18 protein-coding genes are annotated in these 19,583 nt (G+C 72.8%); 6 read left to right on the top strand and 12 right to left on the bottom strand.

Annotation, left to right across the window (positions count from 1 at the left end; all coding sequences use genetic code 11):
- Positions 1–12: 12 nt before the first annotated feature.
- A complete protein-coding gene (locus ABZ444_RS22415) occupies positions 13–915 on the top strand; it encodes a LysR family transcriptional regulator (protein ID WP_357999938.1) in 903 nt (300 codons plus the stop codon).
- Positions 916–1,055: 140 nt separating this feature from the next.
- Positions 1,056–2,225: an MFS transporter gene (locus ABZ444_RS22410; RefSeq protein WP_357999935.1), complete on the top strand. Its 1,170-nt coding sequence runs from the start codon at positions 1,056–1,058 to the stop codon at positions 2,223–2,225.
- A 66-nt stretch (positions 2,226–2,291) separates the two neighbouring features.
- On the opposite strand, the gene ABZ444_RS22405 is transcribed toward ABZ444_RS22410, so the two are convergent.
- From ABZ444_RS22405 to lhgO, 6 genes are all read right to left on the bottom strand, one after another.
- On the bottom strand, positions 2,292–3,899 hold the full coding sequence (locus ABZ444_RS22405; protein WP_357999932.1) for a YfjP family GTPase: 1,608 nt from the start codon (positions 3,897–3,899) through the stop codon (positions 2,292–2,294).
- Complete coding sequence (locus ABZ444_RS22400) at positions 3,896–5,725, bottom strand: ABC transporter (protein WP_357999929.1); 1,830 nt, start codon at positions 5,723–5,725, stop codon at positions 3,896–3,898. The genes ABZ444_RS22405 and ABZ444_RS22400 overlap by 4 nt, the downstream gene beginning before the upstream one ends.
- Positions 5,726–5,834: 109 nt before the next feature.
- Positions 5,835–6,494, bottom strand: a complete 660-nt coding sequence (locus ABZ444_RS22395) for a response regulator transcription factor (protein ID WP_352361783.1) — start codon at positions 6,492–6,494, stop codon at positions 5,835–5,837.
- A gap of 74 nt (positions 6,495–6,568) precedes the next feature.
- Entirely contained in the window at positions 6,569–7,981 is a 1,413-nt protein-coding gene (locus ABZ444_RS22390; protein ID WP_357999926.1) for a HAMP domain-containing sensor histidine kinase, read from the bottom strand.
- Positions 7,981–8,673, bottom strand: a complete 693-nt coding sequence (locus ABZ444_RS22385; RefSeq protein WP_352361663.1) for a response regulator transcription factor — start codon at positions 8,671–8,673, stop codon at positions 7,981–7,983. The genes ABZ444_RS22390 and ABZ444_RS22385 overlap by 1 nt, the downstream gene beginning before the upstream one ends.
- Positions 8,674–8,690: 17 nt before the next feature.
- A complete protein-coding gene (gene lhgO, locus ABZ444_RS22380) occupies positions 8,691–9,881 on the bottom strand; it encodes an L-2-hydroxyglutarate oxidase (protein WP_357999923.1) in 1,191 nt (396 codons plus the stop codon).
- 73 nt (positions 9,882–9,954) lie between these two features.
- On the opposite strand from lhgO, the gene ABZ444_RS22375 reads away from it, so the two are divergent.
- Positions 9,955–10,326 (top strand): hypothetical protein, encoded by a 372-nt coding sequence (locus ABZ444_RS22375; RefSeq protein ID WP_357999920.1) that lies wholly within the window; start codon positions 9,955–9,957, stop codon positions 10,324–10,326.
- 4 nt (positions 10,327–10,330) lie between these two features.
- Here the strand turns inward: ABZ444_RS22375 and ABZ444_RS22370 are convergent, their stop codons facing one another.
- Complete coding sequence (locus tag ABZ444_RS22370) at positions 10,331–11,329, bottom strand: hypothetical protein (protein ID WP_357999917.1); 999 nt, start codon at positions 11,327–11,329, stop codon at positions 10,331–10,333.
- A 35-nt stretch (positions 11,330–11,364) separates the two neighbouring features.
- Positions 11,365–12,636, bottom strand: coding sequence for an MATE family efflux transporter (locus tag ABZ444_RS22365; RefSeq protein WP_357999913.1), 1,272 nt, complete (start codon positions 12,634–12,636; stop codon positions 11,365–11,367).
- 70 nt (positions 12,637–12,706) lie between these two features.
- Between ABZ444_RS22365 and ABZ444_RS22360 the strand changes: the two genes are divergently transcribed.
- On the top strand, positions 12,707–13,675 hold the full coding sequence (locus ABZ444_RS22360; protein ID WP_357976209.1) for an aldo/keto reductase: 969 nt from the start codon (positions 12,707–12,709) through the stop codon (positions 13,673–13,675).
- Between the two features lie 147 nt (positions 13,676–13,822).
- On the opposite strand, the gene thpR is transcribed toward ABZ444_RS22360, so the two are convergent.
- The 4 genes from thpR to ABZ444_RS22340 form a co-directional block, all read right to left on the bottom strand.
- Positions 13,823–14,380, bottom strand: coding sequence for an RNA 2',3'-cyclic phosphodiesterase (thpR, locus tag ABZ444_RS22355; RefSeq protein WP_357999910.1), 558 nt, complete (start codon positions 14,378–14,380; stop codon positions 13,823–13,825).
- Between the two features lie 41 nt (positions 14,381–14,421).
- The gene (locus ABZ444_RS22350) at positions 14,422–15,663 is read right to left on the bottom strand and encodes an MFS transporter (protein WP_357999907.1); all 1,242 of its coding nucleotides are present in this window, start codon (positions 15,661–15,663) and stop codon (positions 14,422–14,424) included.
- A gap of 23 nt (positions 15,664–15,686) precedes the next feature.
- The gene (locus tag ABZ444_RS22345; protein ID WP_357696577.1) at positions 15,687–16,133 is read right to left on the bottom strand and encodes a MarR family transcriptional regulator; all 447 of its coding nucleotides are present in this window, start codon (positions 16,131–16,133) and stop codon (positions 15,687–15,689) included.
- 125 nt (positions 16,134–16,258) lie between these two features.
- Complete coding sequence (locus ABZ444_RS22340) at positions 16,259–17,695, bottom strand: NCS2 family permease (protein ID WP_357976200.1); 1,437 nt, start codon at positions 17,693–17,695, stop codon at positions 16,259–16,261.
- Between the two features lie 91 nt (positions 17,696–17,786).
- Here ABZ444_RS22340 and ABZ444_RS22335 point away from each other — a divergent pair, with 91 nt between their 5' ends.
- Together ABZ444_RS22335 and ABZ444_RS22330 are read left to right on the top strand one after the other, a co-directional pair.
- Positions 17,787–17,999: a DUF2530 domain-containing protein gene (locus ABZ444_RS22335; protein WP_357999904.1), complete on the top strand. Its 213-nt coding sequence runs from the start codon at positions 17,787–17,789 to the stop codon at positions 17,997–17,999.
- Positions 18,000–18,091: 92 nt separating this feature from the next.
- Positions 18,092–19,552, top strand: coding sequence for an alpha/beta hydrolase (locus ABZ444_RS22330; RefSeq protein ID WP_357999901.1), 1,461 nt, complete (start codon positions 18,092–18,094; stop codon positions 19,550–19,552).
- Positions 19,553–19,583 lie beyond the last annotated feature (31 nt).

Here is a 19,583-nt window from a genome sequence, read left to right as displayed (position 1 = left end):
TATCCTCGCTGCGTGATTGACACGCGGCGGCTGCGCACACTGCGGGCGGTGGCCGACCACGGCACGGTCACCGCCGCCGCGGCGGCGCTCCACCTGACCCCGTCGGCGGTCTCCCAGCAACTCGTGGCGCTGGAGCACGAGGTGGGCCACCGGCTGTTCACGCGTGACGGCCGGGGGGTGCACCTCACCGCCGTGGGCAAGATCATGCTGGGGCACGCCAACGAGGTCCTGGCCCAGCTCGAACGCGCCGAGGCCGAGGTGGCCGCGTACACCACGGGCGAGGCCGGCGAGGTGACCGTGGCCTGCTTCGCCACCGCGATCAGCGCCGTGCTCTCCCCCGCCATCGCCGCCCTGCGCACCACCGCGCCCGGTCTGCAGGTCCGGGTGCTCGACGCCGAGGGCGACCACAGCCTGGCCATGCTGCTCGACGGCGGGGCCGACCTGGCGGTGACGGTCGAGTACCGGGGCGGCCCCGACGCCGCCGACCGCCGGCTGTCGCGCATCCCCCTGTACGCCGAGCCGTTCGACCTGGTCCTGCCCGAGGGGCATGCGGAGGCGGGGTCGGCCACGCTGGTGTCGCTAGCCGCCGACACCTGGATCGGTCCTTATCCGGGCAATCCCGTGCACGACGTCATCACGTTCGCGTGCCAGCAGGTGGGGTTCACGCCCAACGTCGTCCACTGCTCCGACGACTTCCGGGCCGTGGTGGCGCTGGTGGGGGCGGGCGCGGGGGTGGCGCTCGTACCGCGGCTCGCGCTGCGGGACATGGCGCTGTCCGGGGTCGTGGTGCGCCAGACGCCGGGCCCCGATCGCCGCGTCTTCGCCGCGATCCGCCGCGGGGCCGATGCGCACCCCCTGCTCCGGCCGCTGTTGTCGACCCTGCGCGCGGTCGCCGCCTCCCTCACCTCCGACTGACCGCCCCTCCCGGACCCGGCAGAGGGTCGCGGCATTCCGACCCGCGCCACCGGCCCGCCCATGGCGGTGCAGGCACTGCGGTCGCCTCGGGTGTCTCGTCGGGGGCGGGATTCGGCGATCTTGCGGGTTAGCGTGGGCGAATGGGAAGGGGTATGCCGTACCGGGACCTGTTGGGGCTGCCCGGGGTGGGGGCGCAGGCCGTGTGCGGTTTCCTCTCCCAGCTCACCCAGCAGGTCGCGCCCGTGGGGATGGTGCTGGTCGTGCAGGACGCGACCGGGTCGCTGGCGCTCGCGGGCACGTGCGCGGCGGCGTTCTCGGTGGGCGCGGGCATGGGCAGGCCCGTCCAGGGGCGGCTCATGGACCGGCGCGGGCCCCGGGTGGTGCTCGCGGCGACGGCGTTCCTGCACGTCGTCGCGCTGATCGTGCTCGTCGCGGCGGCGGCGGCCGGGTGGCCGGTGTGGACGTCCGTGGTGCTGGCCTGGGTCGCCGGGGCCGGGCTGCCGCCGATCTCGGTGAGCATGCGCGTCGAGTGGGGGCGGCGGGTGCCCGACGGCGCTCGCACGGCCGTCTACAGCCTGGTCTACCTGGTGCAGGAGCTGGCCATGCTGATCGGGCCGCTGCTGTTCGGGCTGGTGATCGCGGTGGCCTCGTCCTCGCTGGCGCTGGGGGTGGTGGCGGTGGCGGCGGGGGTGGGCACGCTGGCGTTCTCGCGGGCCTTGCGGGCGGACGGGGCGGCGTCCGTACGGGAGGGCGGGCGGGTCTTCGAGGACCGCCGGATGCTGGTGCTGCTGGCCGTGGTGCTGCTGCTCGGCGGCACCATGGGGGCGTTGCAGGTGGGGGTGCCCGCGCTGTCGGCCGCCCGTGGCGTGCCCGCCGCCACCGGGGTGCTGGTGGCGGCGCTCTCGCTGGGCGGCATCGCGGGGGCGGCCGGGTACGGGGCCCGTACGTGGGCGTCCTCGCCGGCGACGCGGCTGGTGGGGGCGATGCTGGCGCTCGGGGTCGTACTGGCGCCGCTGGCGGTGGTGGGCGCGTTGCCGGTGTTCTGGGTGGTGCTGTTCGCCGGGGGGATGGTGCTGAACCCGGCGTTGACGACGTCGTCGCTGCTGGTGGACCGGTTCGCGCCGGGGGCCCAGGGGGAGGCGTTCGGGTGGTTGTCCACGGCCTTGGGGATGGGGGCCGCGGCCGGGTCGGGGGTGGCGGGGGTGGCCGGGCAGTGGTTCGGGGCGCCGGCGCCGTTCCTGGTGGGCGCGGCGTCCACCCTGCTGGGCGCACTGCTCGCGGTCCCTCTGCTCGGACGGAGGCACGGGTGACGGCGGTCCTGCTCACGGGGACGCGGGTGACGGCGGTACCGCCCACGGGGACGCGGGTGACGGCGGTCAGGAGCGGGCCACGGTGACGGCCTCGGTGAAGCGGGTGTAGCGGTCGAGCTCGGCCGTCACGGGCTCCAGCACGTAGTTCTCGGCGACCTCGCCGATGGCGGTGCGCAGGGCGCGTGCCGTACGTCTGGCCCGGCGCCGCCCGCCCGCCCACGCGGCCAGCCTGGACGACAACGCGATCACCACCCCGGCCAGCGCGCCGCCCGCCAGCAGCACGGTCGGCCACGGCACCGCGCCCACGGTGGGGAGCGGCGGCTGCGGCAGGCGCAGGTAGTCCATCCCGAACAGCACGCCCAGCCACAGGGCGCCCGCCACCATGACGGCGAAGACCAGCCACTGCAGCACGTTCACCATCCGCCACCACCGCGGCCTGCGGGTCGTGCCGGCGGTGGTGCGGCCCACGGCCCGGTCCACCGCGTCGGCCAGCTCCGGGGAGCGCGAGCGCGCGGCCTGCCGCACCGCCGCCGCCCACGGGCCGGGCAGGTCCGCGGCGGCCACCTCGCCGACGTCCCTGATCGCCGTCTCGACCTGTGCCCGCTGCACGGCCGACGCCGCCGGCACCGACGTACGCCCGACGATCTCCTTGCCCGGCTTTCCCACCCCGATCCTGAGCCTGCGCAACGGGTCGGGCCGGAACCTGCGCAACCAGCGGGTGACCGGCCAGCCGGTGGCGACCACGGCCCGGTGCCGGTGCCCCTTGGCCACGGCCTCCAGGACCAGCGGCACCCCGGCGGCCTGGGAGAGCGCGCCCGTGAGCCGCCGGTCCAGCCCGGCCGCCCGCCGGCCGCCGGGGTCCGGCCGCGCGCCGTCCGCGGCCAGGTGACCGGCGGCGGCGGTGACGTCGGCGGCCAGGCGGGCGGCCCACGACTCGCGCTCGGCGACCCGGTCGGCGAGGATCGAGCGCAGCTCCGGCAGGCCCGTCCCGGTCCTGGCGGAGACCGCCAGCACCGGCACGCCCGCCAGCCCGTCCTCCTCCAGGAGGCGGCGCAGGTCTGCCACGCAGCGGTCCACAGCCTGTGGAGGCAGGCGGTCCACCTGGTTGAGCACCACCAGCATCACGTCGCGGTGCCCGGCCAGCGGGCGCAGGTACCGTTCGTGCAGCGCGGCGTCGGCGTACTTCTGCGGGTCCACGACCCAGACGAGCAGGTCCACCAGCGCCACCAGGCGGTCCACCTCAAGGCGGTGGGAGAGCCGGATGGAGTCGTGGTCCGGAAGGTCGAGGAGGACGAGACCCGACATCCCGGGCGCCTCGGCGGCGGAATGGCGGCGCGGGACATCGAGCCAGTCCAGCAGCGGGCCGGCGCCCTCGCCGTCCCACAGGGCGGCCTGGGCGGTGGACGTCGTCGGCCTGGTGACGCCCACGGCGGCCAGGTCCTCGCCGGTCAGGGCGTTGTAGAGCGAGGACTTGCCGCTGCCGGTCGCACCGGCGAGCGCGGCCACCGTGTGGTCGACGGAGAGGCTGCGGCGGGCGCCGGCCCGTTCGGCGACGGACCGCGCGGTGGACACGTCCTGTTCGGGGAGGCGTCCCTCGGCGAGTTCGGCGGCCTCCAGCAGGGCGGCCAGCCGGGAGTCGAGCGAGGGCCCCTCCTTGCGGCGCAGCAGCTTCACGGCCCCTCCGTGCGGTCGCGAGCGGGCGGCTGGGGCGCGCCTGGAGCGGGCAACTCGGCCGTGGGAGCGCGAAGTTCGGCTGTGGGGGTGGGAAGTTCCGCTGTGGGGGCGGAGGCGGCGGGGAGTTCGGCGCGGTGGTCGTGGACCGCGCGGGCCGCCGCGCGCAGGGCGTCGGCCGTGCCCCTGGGCGGTTCGACGGTCTCCAGCCGGGCGGTGAAGCGGGCGGCCTCCTCCGCCAGCAGCACCCGCACCCGTTCCCGCAGGTCCTCGCGGGCCCGCGTGGTGAGCGAGCGCACGGCCTGGTCGCCGAAGACGGCCTCCAGCAGCTTCTGCGACAACACGCTCGTGCCGCCCGCGATGCCGACCTCGATCCCGGTGAGCCCGCCGGTCGAGGCGAACACGGCCAGCATGAGCAGCAGCCCCGCCCCGTTGACCCCGAACGAGGCCAGCCGGGCGGTGGTGCGTTTCTCCGCCCCCTCCTCGCGTACGAGGTCGAGGACGAACTCCTGCCAGCCGCGCACCGCCGCCTCGGCCCGTCCGGCCAGGTCGGGACAGGCCCGGCCGAGCCGCGCGGCCTCCATGGCGCCGAGCCGGTCGAGCAGCCCGCCGCCGCCCGGCGCGGCCGACCACCCTTCGAGCGCGCGTTCGGCGGCGCCGTCGGCCGCGCCCCTGATCAGCGACTCGACGCCGCTCTCCAGGGCGTCCTTGAGCTCGACGGCGGGGGCGCGGCCGGTGAAGAAGCCGACGATCCGGTCACGCAGCCACCCCACCCGGCTCTCCAGGGAACGCATGAGGTCGCCGGTGCCGATGAAGTCCTGCCAGCGGGCCAGCACCTCGCCGCGCAGCAGGGATCCGTCGCGCATGCCCTCGTCGAAGTCGGCCATGCCGCCCGCGTACGCGCCGGTCACGATCGTCCGCAGCCCGTCGAAGGCGGCCTGCTGGCGTTCGACGGCCGTGGCCAGCGCGGGGACCCGGGTGTCCAGGCTGTCCAGGGCGCCCGACAACGTCTGGCGGACGACCCTGGACCGCTCGGCGGCGTCGGCGGCCAGCCCCGTCAGCCAGGAGACGATGGGCCGCACCGACTCCTCCGGCAGCCGCGCCTTCTCGCCCGGCAGCGCGGCCTCGGGCACGGTGAACAGCCGGGTGCCCGACAGGCCGTTCTCCGCCAGGAGCCGGTCGAGGTCGCGCGAGACGGGCTCGACGGCCTCGGGCGCGATCCGGTCGAGGACGACGGCGAGGGCCGTGCTGCGTTCGCGGGCCGAGCGCAGGAAGCTCCAGGGCACCTCGTCGGCGTACCGGGCGGCGGTGGTGACGAACAGCCACAGGTCGGCGGCGGCGAGCAGCTGCGCGGCCAGCTCCCGGTTGGAGGTGACCACGGAGTCGATGTCGGGGGCGTCGAGCAGCGCCAGCCCGGCGCCGAGCGCGTCGGAGGCGACCACGCGCAGCGCGCCCGCGCCGCCGCCGCTGGAGTCGCCGGTGGCGCGGGACAGGCCGGGCAGCACGTTCTGGCCGGTGAACCAGTCGCGGTCGGCCGGGTTGACGACGAGCGTGGGCACCAGCGTGGTGGGCCGCAGCACGCCGGGCTCGGCCACGTCGGCCCCCACCAGCGAGTTGACCAGCGTGGACTTGCCCGCCCCGGTGGACCCGCCGACGACGGCGAGCAGCGGCGCGTCGATCGCCCGCAGCCGCGGCAGCAGGTAGTCGTCGAGCTGCCCGGCCAGCTCGCGCAGGGCACGCCGGTCCGCCGCGGCCTCGCCGATCGCCAGCGGGAACAGCTCGCGATCGAGCGGGCGGCGCAACGACTCCAACGCCCCCAGCAGATCCATAGATGCCAACCCCGCTTCCCGCGGTACGCCGCTCGACACCTCGCGCCCGCAGGTCCACGCTACGGTGAGCGCCCGGGACGGTCCACCGGGCGGGGCCGCCCGGCGGGGATCAACCGGCGGGCGGCGGCTCCCTGAGCACGTACCCGACGCTGCGCAGCGTGTGGATCAGGCGGGGCTCGACGTCGTCCACCTTGCGCCGCAGGTAGGAGACGTACGACTCGACGACGCCGGCGTCGCCGCCGAAGTCGTAGTTCCACACGTGGTCGAGGATCTGCGCCTTCGACAACACGCGGCCGGCGTTGACCATGAAGTAGTGCAGCAGCTTGAACTCGGTCGGGGACAGCCGTACCTGGCGGCCGGCCCGCCAGACCTCGCGGGCGTCCTCGTCCAGCTCCAGGTCGGCCACCTTCAGCCGGCTGGCCGGCGCCCCTTCCGTCCTGGTACGGCGCAGCACCGCCCGGATCCTGGCCTGCACCTCCTCCAGGCTGAACGGCTTGGTGACGTAGTCGTCGCCCACCCGGAGGCCGGCGATCTTGTCCTCGGTGGCGTCCCTGGCGGTGAGGAACAACACGGGCGCGTCGATCCGCCTGGCCACTTCGAACCCGTCCAGGTCGGGCAGCATGACGTCGAGCACCACCAGGTCGGGCGCGGCGCGTTCGGCGACCTCGACGGCCTCTTGCCCGTCGGCGGCGGTCAGCACCTCGAACCCGGAGAAGCGCAGGCTGGCGGAGAGCAGGTCCCTGATGCTGGGCTCGTCGTCCACCACCATGATCAACGCCTCGCGGAGCTCGGGTCTTGTCACGATTCCAGGGTGACCCAGGCACCTGAGGGTTAGCTGAAGGCTCACTCCAAGGCGAGTGGGAGTTCGACCCGGAAGGTGGAGCCCTCCTCGGGCGAGCTGGTCAGCGTCACGGTCCCGCCGTGGGCCTGGACGAGTGCCTGCACGATGGCCAGGCCGAGCCCGCTGCCGCGGTCCTCGGAGGAACGGCGGCGGCTGCGCGCGGAGTCGGCGCGGTAGAAGCGTTCGAAGACCCGCTCGACCTGCTCGGGCGGCAGGCCGGGGCCGCTGTCGGCGACCTCGGTGAAGACCGTGTCGTCGGTCGCCCCGGCGCGGACGACGATGGGGGTGCCTGGCTCGGTGTGCACGATGGCGTTGGTCATGAGGTTGCTGATGACCTGCCGCAGGCGCACCTCGTCGCCGGAGACGATGAGCGCCGCGCCGCCGACCACGTCCAGCTTCACCGTACGGTCGGGGGCGAGGATCCTGGCGTCGTGCACGGCGTCGGCGACCAGGGCCAGCATGTCCACCGGGCGCATCTGGAGCGGGCGCTGCTGGTCCACCCTGGCCAGCAGCAGCAGGTCGTCCACCAGCAGGCTCATGCGCCCGGCGGCCTTCTCCACGCGCTGCATCAGCTCGGCGGGGTCGGCGCCGGGGTTCTGGCGGGCGTACTCGGCGAAGCCGCGGATGGAGGTGAGCGGGGTGCGCAGCTCGTGGGAGGCGTCGCCGACGAACTGGCGCATGCGGTCCTCGGAGCGGCGGGCCGCCGCCTCGGACGCCGAGCGCGCGGCGAAGGCGGTCTCGATCTGCGCGAGCATGCCGTTGAGCGACCTGGCCAGGCGGCCCACCTCGGTACGGGGGTCGGCCTCCGGCACCCGGCGGCCGAGCTCGCCGCCCGCGATGGCCTCGGCCGTGCGCTCGATCTGGCCGAGCGGACGCATGCTGCGGCGCACGATCGTGACGCCCGCGACCGCCAGGATGAGCAGGATGCCGCCGCCGCCGAGCAGCTCGATCAGCACGAGCCGCCGGGTGATGGCGTCCACCTCCTCCAGGTCCACCGCGACGACCAGCGTGCGCCGCTGGATCACGCTCTGCAGCACCCGCCACTCGCCGTCGCCGCCGGCGGCGGGCGCGGTGTAGGCGTCGTCGCCGGGCGACTCGCGCAGGACGGGCTTGGGCTTGGCGTCCACGTCGCGGTCGCGCAGCATCGGGACGAACGCCTCGCCCGGCTCCTTGACCAGCGCGATCGCGTCGGACTCGATGAGGATCGGGCGGTCGGGGGTCTCCCTGTCCCGGCGCCAGTCGCTGACGACCTTCTTGTGCATGCGCACGCTGAGCAGGTTGAGCTGGCTGTCCACCCGGTCCAGGAGGTAACCGTGCAGGACCGAGACGCTGACCAGGCCGACGAAGGTCATGCCGCAGCCGAGCAGGGCCAGCATCGCAGCGATCAGCTTGACCCTCAGCGGCAGGGCTCTCATCAGGGGCTCGGCGGCAGGCGCAGCACGTATCCGACGCCCCGCAGGGTGTGGATGAGCCGGGGGCTACGGTTGTCGATCTTCCGGCGCAGGACGGACACGTACGACTCCACGATGCCCACCTCGCCCCTGAAGTCGTAGTCCCAGACGTGGTCGAGGATCTGGGGCTTGGACAGCACGCGGCCGGCGTTGGTCATGAAGTAGCGCAGCAGCTTGAACTCGGTCGGCGAGAGCGAGACGGCGTTGCCGCCGCGCCAGACCTCGTGGCTCTCCTCGTCCAGCTCGATGTCGGCGAAGGTCAGCCTGGGCGGCGCGGCCTGCGCGTCCCCGCTCGTACGCCGGAGCACCGCGTGGATCCTGGCCACGACCTCCTCCAGGCTGAACGGCTTGGTGACGTAGTCGTCGCCGCCGATCGTGAGCCCGCGGATCTTGTCCTCGGTCTCGTCGCGGGCGGTCAGGAACACCACGGGCGTGTGCAGCCCGCCGCTCCGCATCCGCCGGACGATCTCGAACCCGTCCAGGTCGGGCAGCATGACGTCGAGCACGACGAGGTCGGGCCGGTGCCGTTGCACGGCGTTGACGGCGTCGAGGCCGCTCTTGGCCGTGGTCACGTCGAAGCCCGCGAACCTCAGGCTCGCGGCGAGGAGTTCGAGGATGTTGGGGTCGTCCTCGACTATCAGCAGGCGTGATTCCATCACGTCCAAGGATGCCCTCATCGGGAGAGTGCTGGAACAATTCCGGCAATATGCCGGGCAATTGCCAGGCTCGACGTCGCCGCGGGCGAGGGCGCGTTGCGGACCAGGACCACGCTCCCGTGGACGTCGACCACGAAGTCGTCCACCAGCCGGCCGTCCCTGGCGACGGCCTGGGCGCGTACGCCGCCGCCGGTCCTGACGAGGTCGGCGGCGGTGAGCTCGGGCACGTACCGCCGGGCGGCCCGGACGAAGGCGCTCTTGACGAGCGAGCCGTAGACCTCCTTGATCCCGGTACGCCAGTGGGTGCGAGCCATGCGAAGTGTCCCCGGCCAACGCATAATTTGACCGAAATTTCGTACATCTCGCCATCTGTAGCCTTCGTAGGCCAGGGCCAGCACCGCGTTCGGCCCCACCAGGACCTCGTCGTCGATGTGCCTGGTCAGGTGCACGCCCAGGAACGGGTACCGCGGGTCGGGCACCGGGTAGATCAGCCCGCGCACCAGTTCCCTGGCCGCCCCGGCCAGCGCGTGGTACTCGCCCCGGAACGGCACGATCCGCACGTCCCCCGGCGCCCCGGCCATCCTGGCGACCGCGTCCGTGCCGAGGCCGCCGCAGACCACCAGCCGGTCGAAGGTGAACCGCCGACCCCCGGCCAGCACCTCGACGCCCCTCGACGTCTCGCGGATCGCCCGGACGGGGTGCGACAGGCGTACCGAGCCGCCCGTCCTGGCCACGTCGAGGGCGAGCGCGCGGGCGACGGCGGGGAAGTCGGCGATGGCGGTGTGCGGCGAGTGGATCGCGGCGACGCCGACCGCGTGCGGCTCGATCTCGCGCAGGCCGAGGCCGTCCAGCTCGGCGACGCCCGGCACGCCGTTGGCCCGCGCCCGCTCGGCCAGCGCGCGCAGCGGGGCGCGCTCGGCCCGCGTGCTCGCCACGACCAGCTTGCCGACCTCCCGGTAGGGCAGCCCGTGCTCGGCGCAGTACGCCTTGAGCAGCGCCACGCCCTCCCGGCACAGCCTGGCCTTGAGCGAGCCCGGCGGGTAGTAGATCCCGGCGTGCACGACGCCGCTGTTGTGCCCGGTCTGGTGGGCGCCGACGCGCGGCTCCTTGTCCAGCACGGTCACCTCGGCGCCCCGGGTGGCGGCCAGCTCGCGCGCCACGGCCAGTCCGACGATCCCGGCGCCGACGACGCCGATCTTTTCCGTCACACACCTGATTTTCCTGGTAAAGGCCGCCCTGCCGCCATACCTGGGCGAATCGAACATGAGTACGATGGCCTTCATGTACGTCCCGCCCGAGTGGCCCGCCGAGGTCCGCCCGCCCAGCGTCCCCGACTGGGAGACCTCGGCGGTGGCCTGGCTGCTCGACGCGGTGCCACCCGACTACCGGGCCTACGAAGTGCTGAGGCGGCACCCGGTGGCCCTGGCCAGGATGGCCAGGCATCACGTCCGGTCGGCGGTCGAGGCCGCCCGCGCGGGCTATCGCGGCGCGGCCGTCGATCTCAAGGGCCACCTGCCGCCGCACGCCATCGAGGCCGTGCTCGACGCCTACCGCGAGGAGGGGCCGCGGCTGGTGCGCCTGTCGCGCTCGATCGACGTGGTCGAGCGCGCGCTGCGCGGCGACATGTTCACCGCGACCATGCGCAACCCCTGACGGCTCACCGGGTGCGGCGCGCGATGAAGGTGATCACCCCGGTCGCGCCCGCGGCCGCGGCCAGCCAGATCAGCACGTCCTTGGCGGTCAGGCCGCTCGGCTCGGTGGTGTCGGACGGCCGCGCGCTCTCCTGGGCGGCGACGGGCTTCGGCGTGGGGCTGCGCGTGGCCTGGGCGCGCTCGGGCAGCGGCACCCGGTAGACCGGGCTGTTCGGGCCCTCCGAGCCGACCAGCAGGGCCTTGCCGTCGGCGGTGTAGGCGATCGACTCGGCCTGCCGCAGCTCCGGCATGGTGACCCTGGCCAGGGTCTCGCCCGAGGGGCGGTAGAGGGTCGCCGAGAAGTACGTGCGGATGACGTAGGAGGAGCCGTCGGGGGCGTAGGCGGCGTCCGTGGCCATGATCGGGGCCGCGGCGACCCTGCGCAGCACGTTGACCTTGTCGGAGCGCAGCCGCTTCGGCGCGGCGTAGACGGACCCGGAGAACTCCTTGGACACGACGTACAGGCGGCCGGTGCGCGGGTTGATCATGATGCCTTCGGCGTTGCGGCCGCCGCCGGCGTAGCGGAAGCGGTAGCGGGTGGCCGGCAGCGTGGCGTCCCGGAGCGTGCGCGGCTCGGCGACCTTGTAGATCGACACGTCCGGCCAGGCGCCGTCGAGGTTGTCGCCGATGTCGGCGAACCAGAGCGTGCCCTGCCCGGTGGCCGGGTCCCTGGTCGCGGCCATGGCCTCCCAGTCCCTGGCCTGGGCGCCGCGCAGGTGGAAGGTGGCCTTCGTCCGCCCGTCGGCGCCGACCGCGTAGAAGACCGGGGCGGCGGAGCTGTCGTTGTGGGTGTAGAAGACGTCGTCGTGCGTGGGCGACACGGCCAGGCCGCTCGACTCGGTGATGGTGCGGTCCTTGAACGTGAACAGCTTCTCCGGCCCGTCGTCGTCGGCCCACGCCGGAGCCGCCGACAGCGCGAACGTCGCCGCCACGGCGGCCAGGACCCGGAACACGACATCCCCCACCTCGCCATCATGCCCCACGGCTGCGCCCGGGACGCTCAGGCCACTGCCTCGGCCGTGCCCACGCGGGCGCTGTGCCGGCGGAACCCGGCCCCCTGGAGCGCCAGGAGCAGGACGTTGGCCGCCGCCATGGCCACCCAGAGCCCGGTGATGCCCCACGTCCGCGCCACCGGCACCGCGGCCGCCAGGAGCGCGCCGTAGCCGAGGACGAAGTAGGCCAGGCTCGCGCCGGACCTCTTGAGCGCGGTCAGCCCCATACCGTGCACGGCCTGCGCGGCGTCGGCCAGCGACGACACCAACATCAGCGGCAGCAGCGCGAGAGCCCGCTCGCGTACGGCCGCGTCGCCGGTGAACAGCCCGAGCACCCGCTCGCCGAGCAGGAGCAGCGCCAGGGCCGCGGCCAGCGTGCCGGCGACGGCGAGCAGCGCGGCGGCGCGGTTGGCCCGCCGCGCCGCGGCCGGGTCGCCGGCGCGGGCCACCTCGGGCACCGACGCCTGGGCGACGGAGAGCGAGGCCAGCATGAGGAGGCCGGTGAGCGTGGTCAGCACCGCGTGCGCCGCGGTGTCGCGGGCGCCGGTCGTGCCCGCCGCGAACGTGACCACACCGAGCACCCCGAACTTGATCAGCACGGTCGCCGCCAGCGGCACGCTGACCCGGGCCAGCCGGACGATCTCGGTCATCCTGGGCCGCCCCTGCCCGATCGGCCGCCCGAGCGCCCGGCGCAGCAAGAGGCTCGCCACGACCGCGGCCACCACCCCGGCGACCAGCCAGGCCACGCCCACCCCGTCGAGGCCGAGCCGCGGCGCCAGCACCACGGTGAGCACGCTCAGCACCAGGCCGAAGGTCAGGCTGGGCCACAACACGTCGCGGCTGCGCCCGAGCGCCACCAGGATCGTGCTCGCGCCGCCGGTCGAGGCGAAGACCAGCAGGTAGCCGGCCAGATACCAGGGCAGCAGGCCCAGCTCGCCGACCACCTCGGCGGGCACCCCGCTCACCCGCGCGAGCACGGGCACGCAGATCACGGCGAGCGCCCCCAGCGTGCCCGTGGCCAGGCTGAGCCAGCGCGCGTCCCGTACGACGGGCACCGCCGCGCCCGGATCGTCCCGGTACGGCGCGACGAACGGCCCGAGCCCCCGCAGCGCGCCCTGCACGGCGGCGGTGGCGGGGGTGAGCACCGCGGTCATCACCGCGAAGGCGGCCAGCGCGACCGTCTCGTGGTTGCCGAGCACGGACGTGATCACCAGCGTGCCCACCATGCCGGTGACCATCGCCAGGAAGATCGGCAACGCGGCCCGGAGCAGGACGATCACGACGACCCCGCGCAGATCATGAACTCAGCCTATGGCCTGGAGCGCACTCCAGGTATTTAGTGTGGACCCCATGGACTATGTCAACCTCGGACGCAGCGGCCTCCAGGTGAGCCCGCTCTGCCTCGGCACGATGAACTTCGGCCCGCTGACCTCGGAGGAAGACTCCTTCGCAATCATGGACAAGGCCCACGACCTGGGCATCAACTTCTTCGACACCGCGAACGTCTACGGCTGGAAGAAGGGCGAGGGCATCACGGAGAACATCCTGGGCCGCTGGTTCGCCCAGGGCGGCGGCCGGCGCGAGCGCACGGTCATCGCGACCAAGCTCTACGGCGACATGGGCGACTGGCCCAACGAGCGCCGCCTGTCGGCGCTGAACATCCGCCGGGCCTGCGACGCCTCGCTGAAGCGCATGCAGACCGACTACATCGACATCTACCAGGCCCACCACGTCGACCGGAACACGCCCTTCGAGGAGTTCTGGGAGGCCATGGAGGTCCTGCGGCAGCAGGGCAAGGTCATCTACGTGGGCTCGTCCAACTTCGCGGGCTGGCACATCGCCAAGGCCCAGGAGACGGCGGCGCGGCGCGGCACGTTCGGGCTGACCAGCGAGCAGAGCCACTACAACCTGCTCACCCGGACGGTGGAGCTGGAGGTGCTGCCCGCCTGCGAGGACTACGGCATCGGCGTGATCCCGTGGAGCCCGCTGGCCGGCGGCCTGCTCGGCGGCGTCCTGCGCAAGATCGACAAGGGCCGGTCCGCCTCCGACACCATGGTCCGGGAGCTGGACAAGCACCGGGACAAGATCGAGGCGTACGAGAAGCTCTGCGACGAGCTGGGCGAGGACCCGGCGTACGTGGCGCTGGCCTGGCTGCTGCGGCAGCGCGCGGTCACCGCCCCGATCATCGGCCCGCGCACGCTGGAGCAGCTCGAAGGCAGCATGCGCACGCTGGAGATCGAGCTGGACGAGGCCACCCTGGCCCGCCTCGACGAGATCTTCCCCGGTCACCGCACCGCCCCGGAGGACTACGCCTGGTGACGGCGCGACCGGCCGGGCCCGGCACGACCACGGGCCCGGCCGCTCGGGGCGGCTCAGGTCAGCAGGGCGCCGAGAAGGACGATCAGGAACAGCAGGCCGAGCACGAGGGGCAGCAGCCAGGGGCGAGGACGATCCACGCCCTGGAGCCTAGCCCTGCTTCACCGGTGCGAGCGCCCAATCGCCTAGTGACTCGTACCTCACCGCAGGCCCGGTGTGGCTGCGGAACAGGTGCAGCCGCTCGGCCCGCCACGGCGTCCCGGCGAACCCGGCCAGCGACTCCACCAGCTCTCTGAGGTCGGTGTCCGTCCGGGCCCTGGCCAGGGTGAGGTGCGCGTGGAACCGTTTCTCGTCGGTCTGCACGGCCCCCGCGCGGCGCCCGGCCGCGCGGGCGGAGTCGGCCAGCCGGGTCATGGGGTCGCCCGCGACCCCGGCCCAGAGCACCCTGGCCCGCCGTGCCGAGGAGAACGCCCCGGCCCCGGCGAGGGCCAGGTCGAGCACCGTGTGCCGGTGGGCGGCCCGCTCCAGGCGCACCCGCAGGTCGGGCAGCGCCCGTTCGGGCACCTCGCCGTAGAAGGCCAGCGTGACGTGCCAGGTGGGGCGGCCGGCCCAGCGCAGCCCCGGCACCTGCCCGACGTACGGCGCCACGGCCCGCTCGACCTCGTCGAGCGCCTCCTCAGGCGGGACCACGGCCGCGAAGAGCCTCATGTCATGCGATTGTCCCCGGACGGGGACGGATCACGCCATCGTCATGCCATCGCCAGGGCGGGCCTGGCCACGCGGTTGCCGATCAGCTTGGTCACCAGCACCGCGAGCCCGGTGCCCACCAGGACGAGCACGCCCGACAGCAGCACGCCCGTACGCGGCCCGCCCAGCTCCGACAGCCACCCGATCAGCGGCGCCCCGACGGGCGCGCCCCCGGTGAAGACCAGCATGTAGATGCCCATGACCCGGCCCCGCATCTCGGGGGACGTGGCGATCTGCACGCTGGCGTTCGCGGCCGTGTTGATGGTGATCAACGCGATGCCGGTCGGGACGAGTAGCAGCAGATAGACGGGGTAGAAGGGGGCCAGCCCGGTCAGCACCTGGAACAGCCCGAACCCGATCGCCCCGGAGAAGAGCACCTTGCGCGAGAGTCTGGCCCGCCGCGCCGCCAGCAGCGCGCCGCCCAGCGCGCCCACCGCGAACATGCTGGAGGCCAGCCCGAACGACGACGCCCCGGCGCCGAACACCTCACGGGCCATCAGCGCGATCGACATCGAGAACGACTGCGAGAACATCGACACGAAGGCGATCAGCAGTATCGGCATGAGGAGCTCCTCGCGCCGCAGCACGTACCGCAGGCCCTCCCTGAGCTGGCCCTTGGCCCTGGGCACCGGCTCGGACAGGTTGAGCTCGGACTTCCGCATGAAGACCAGGCTGGAGATCACCGCGCCGAAGGTGAGCGCGTTGATCAGGAAGATCGGTCCGGTGCCGCCCAGCACGGAGATCAGGATGCCGGCCAGCGCGGGGCCCACCACGCGGGCGAGGTTGAAGATGGAGCTGTTCAGGGCGATGGCGTTGGGCAGGTCCTGCCGTCCGACCATCTCGACCACGAACGCCTGCCTGGTCGGCACCTCGACGCAGGAGATCAGGCCGAGCAGGAACGCCATCACGAACACGTGCCAGACCTGCGCGGTGCCGGTCATGGTCAGCACGCCGATGGTGAGCGCGAGCACCGCCATCATCGACTGGGCGGCGATGAGGATGGGCCGCTTGGGGTACCGGTCGGCGAGCACGCCGCCGAAGAGCCCGAACAGCAACATGGGCAGGAACTGCAGGGCGGTCGCCAGGCCGAGGGCCGCCGCGCTGCCGCCCACGCCGTGCGGGCCCTTGGTCAGGTCGAGCACCAGCCAGTCCTGGGCGGTGCGCTGCAGCCAGGTGCCGACGTTGGAGACGGCGCCACCTGCCGCGAACATGCGATAGTTGCGAACCTTGAGCGACCGGAACATCCCGGTCTTGGGTTGCTCAGGCTCTATATCTTGCTGAGCTTCTCCAGGATCGGCGCCGCCTGCCGCAGGATCGACCGCTCCTCCGGCGAGAGCTCCTTCAGCCGCTGTGTCAGCCACGCCTCCTTGCGGCGGCGTTCCTCCTTCAGCAGCGTCTGGGCGGCCTCGGTCACGGTCACGGTCACCTGACGCCGGTCGGTCGGGTGCGGGGTGCGTGCGACCAGGCCGCGTTCCTCTAGCGCGGCGATCACGCGCGTCATCGAGGGCGGTTGCACCTTCTCTAGCTCGGCCAATTCGCCGGGGGTTATCCCGGAATGCCGTTCCACGGCGGCGAGCGTCGCGAACTGGGTGGGCGTCAGCGAGTGCGCCGCCGCCTGACGCCGGAGTCGCCTGGTCAGCCTTGCCATCGACACGCGCAGGGCTGAGGCCAGGCCCGCGTCGCTGCGCAGGTCCATCTTGGGCTGGTTGTTCATTAGCACGTCTCATTACCTTTGCTAACTATATGCGAAGGCAAGATATTTCCCTGAGTCAGGTTCGTCTCACTCCTTGATACCCCGGAGCCGCCCCACATGCGCGGGGCGGCTCCTGGACATCGGGGTCAGAGACCGATCGCGGCCCGGATCGGGCCGATCGCGAAGTAGAGGACGAACAGCGCGGTGACGCCCCACATCAGCGGGTGGATCTCGCGCGCCTTGCCCCGTACGACCTTGACCAGCACGTAGCTGATGAAGCCGGCGCCGATGCCGTTCGAGATGGAGTAGGTGAACGGCATGACGACGATGGTGAGGAAGGCCGGGATGGCGATCTCGTAGTCGTCCCAGTCGATGTCGCGGATGGCGGTCATCATGAGGAAGCCGACGACGACCAGCGCGGGCGTGGCGGCCTCGTAGGGCACGACGGCGACCAGCGGCGCGAAGAAGATGGCGACCAGGAACAGCACACCGGTGACCACGCTGGCCAGACCGGTCCGCGCGCCCTCCCCGACGCCGGCGGCCGACTCGATGTAGGTGGTGTTCGACGAGACCGAGCCGGCGCCGCCCGCCGCCGCGGCGATCGAGTCGACGAGCAGGATCTCCTTGGTCCGCGGCAGCGTGCCGTCGGCCTGGACCAGGCCCGCCTGGCGCCCGACGCCGACGATCGTGCCCATCGTGTCGAAGAAGTCGGTGATGAGCAGGGTGAACACGAACAGCACGGCCAGCAGCACGGAGATCCGGCTGAAGGCGCCGATCGGGTCGAACTCCGTGAACAGCGTCAGCGGGTTGTGGAAGCCGAAGATCTTGTCGGCGGCGGGGATGGCCGGGACGTTGAGCTGCCAGCCGCCGGCGTTCTTGGGCGAGGCCGCGCCCACCTTGGTGACCGCCTGGACGACCATCGCCAGGACGGTCGAGCCGACGATGCCGATCAGGATCGCGCCCTTGACCTTCCGCGCCACCATGGCGGCGGTGGCCAGCAGGCCCACGATGAACACGAACACCGGCCAGGAGGTGAGCTGGCCACCGATGCCCAGCTCCAGCGGCGTGCCCGCGGCCTTGCGCACGAAACCGGCGTCCACGAAGCCGATCAGCGCGATGAACAGCCCGATGCCGACGCTGATGGCGGTCTTGAGCTGGGCCGGGATGGCATGGAACACCGCCGTCCGCAGGCCGGTCAGCACCAGGATCGCGATGATGACGCCTTCGAGGAAGACCAGGCCCATGGCCTCCTCCCAGGTCATCACCGTGGCGATGTTGAAGGTCACGAAGGCGTTGAGCCCGAGCCCGGCGGCCATCGCGAACGGCACCCGGCCGACCACGCCCATGATGATCGTCAGGATGCCCGCCACGAACGCCGTGCCCGCGGCGACCAGCGCCACCTGCGGGGTCGTGCCATCGCCGATGACCTGGCCGTCGATGTCCTTGCCGTAGGCGAGGATGATCGGGTTCAGCACCACGATGTAGGCCATCGTGAAGAACGTGGCCAGGCCGCCACGTACCTCACGGGAGATCGTGGAGTCTCGTGCAGAGATTGCGAAGAAACGGTCTATTGCATTACGCATGTCACTCACGGGGCGAAGAGTGACAGTAGTGGTGAGCTGGGAAAAGTGTCCGCAATCGGATCGAGACCCGATTGGAAGCTAGGCTGGACACGTGAAGCAGCAGTGGCACCCCGATCCCGAGCCGATCAAGACCAACGACACGGCCGCCGTCGGTGCCGGCACCGCCCTGTGGGCCGTCGCCCTGATCGTCCTGCTGATCTTCCGCCCGGCCCCCGAGAACACGTGGTGGATCTGGACCTGCGTCACCGGGGTCGCCTTCGGCCTCTTCGGCATGTGGTTCGTCCGCCGGCCGCGCCGGGGTTGACATTCATCATCTTCCGGACATCTCCGAAGTCATCAGGAACCCATGTCTCCCTCCACTACCTGGGCGGACACCGTCCCGGCAGGCTGGTCAGCATGAAGAAGGCGATGTTGACGATCCTGCTGGGCGCCGCCGTCCTCGCCGGTTGCGGCACCACAGGTGAGCCCGCGAAGCAGGCCGGGCCCGGCAAGGGCACCGTTGCCTGGAGCCCGTGCACCGGGCTGACCGGGCCCGACGGCAAGCCGCTGCCGAAGGACGATGCCGTCCAGTGCGGGGCCGTACAGGTGCCCCTCGACTACGGCGACCCCGGCGGCCGGAAGATCGACCTGGCGCTGATCCGGATCAAGGCCACCGGCGACCCCCTCGGCTCGCTGGTCTTCAATTTCGGCGGGCCCGGCGGGTCCGGCGTCGACACGCTGGCCCAGGCCGCGAAGGCGTTCGGCAGCCTGGGCACCCGCTACGACCTGGTCAGCTTCGACCCTCGCGGCGTCGATCGCAGCGCGGGTGTCAGGTGCGGCGGTGAGCTCGACGCCCTCCTCGCCGCACCCGCCGGGGCCGACGGCGAGGCCATGTCGAAGAAGTTCGCCGCCGCCTGCGAGAAGGACTCGGGCAAGATCCTGCCCCACGTGGGCACCGTGAACGCCGCCCAGGACCTCGACCGCATCAGGGCCGCGCTCGGCGACCGGCGGCTCAACTACTTCGGTTTCTCCTACGGCACCCACCTCGGCGCCGTCTACGCCACCCGCTTCCCCGCGAACGTCGGCCGCTTCGTCCTCGACGGCGCCTTCGACCCCACGGTCACCTTCGAGCAGCGCGCCGTCACCCAGGCCACCGGCTTCGCCCACGCCTTCGAGGCGTTCGCCAAGGACTGCGTGGCCCAGACCTGCGACCTCGGCCAGGACCCGGCCGCCGTGCAGAGCGCCGTCGAGAAGCTGCTCGACGGGCTCAGGAGCAAGCCGCTCAAGGTCGGCGACCGGCAGCTCACCTACGGCCTGGCCCAGCTCGCCGTCATCACCCCGCTGTACGCCAAGTCCGCCTGGCCGGTGCTGGAGCAGGCCGCCACGGCCGGCATCAAGGGCGACGGCGCCACCCTGCTCGCCCTGGCCGACGCCTACACCGGACGGCGGCCCGACGGCACCTACTCCACCATGATGACCAGCCTGCAGGCCATCACCTGCGCCGACACCACCGAACGCCCGACCGCCGCCGACATGGCCCGGGTGAACGACAGGATCAAGAAGATCTTCCCCATCCTGTCGGCGGACGGCACCGCCACCGCCTGCGGCCACTGGCCCACCCCAGGCGACGACGCGGCCAAGCGCATCGACGCCACCGGCTCGGCGCCCATCGTGGTCATCGGCGGCAAGGGCGACCCGGCCACGCCGTACGAGTGGGCCACCGCGCTCGACGCCAAGCTGAAGACCGGCGTGCTCATGACGTACGAGGGCGAGGGCCACGGCGCCTACCTGAGCGGCGACGGGTGCGTGACGCGCGCGGTGGACGCGTACCTGCTGAACGGGAAGGTGCCGGCGGCGGGCACCACCTGCGCGGCCTGACCGCGGCGGGCCGCCCCCGCGACGGGGTGGC

Source organism: Nonomuraea sp. NPDC005730 (assembly GCF_040630865.1).
Taxonomy (GTDB): domain Bacteria; phylum Actinomycetota; class Actinomycetes; order Streptosporangiales; family Streptosporangiaceae; genus Nonomuraea.
This window is presented reverse-complemented; position numbering and strand designations above follow the sequence as displayed.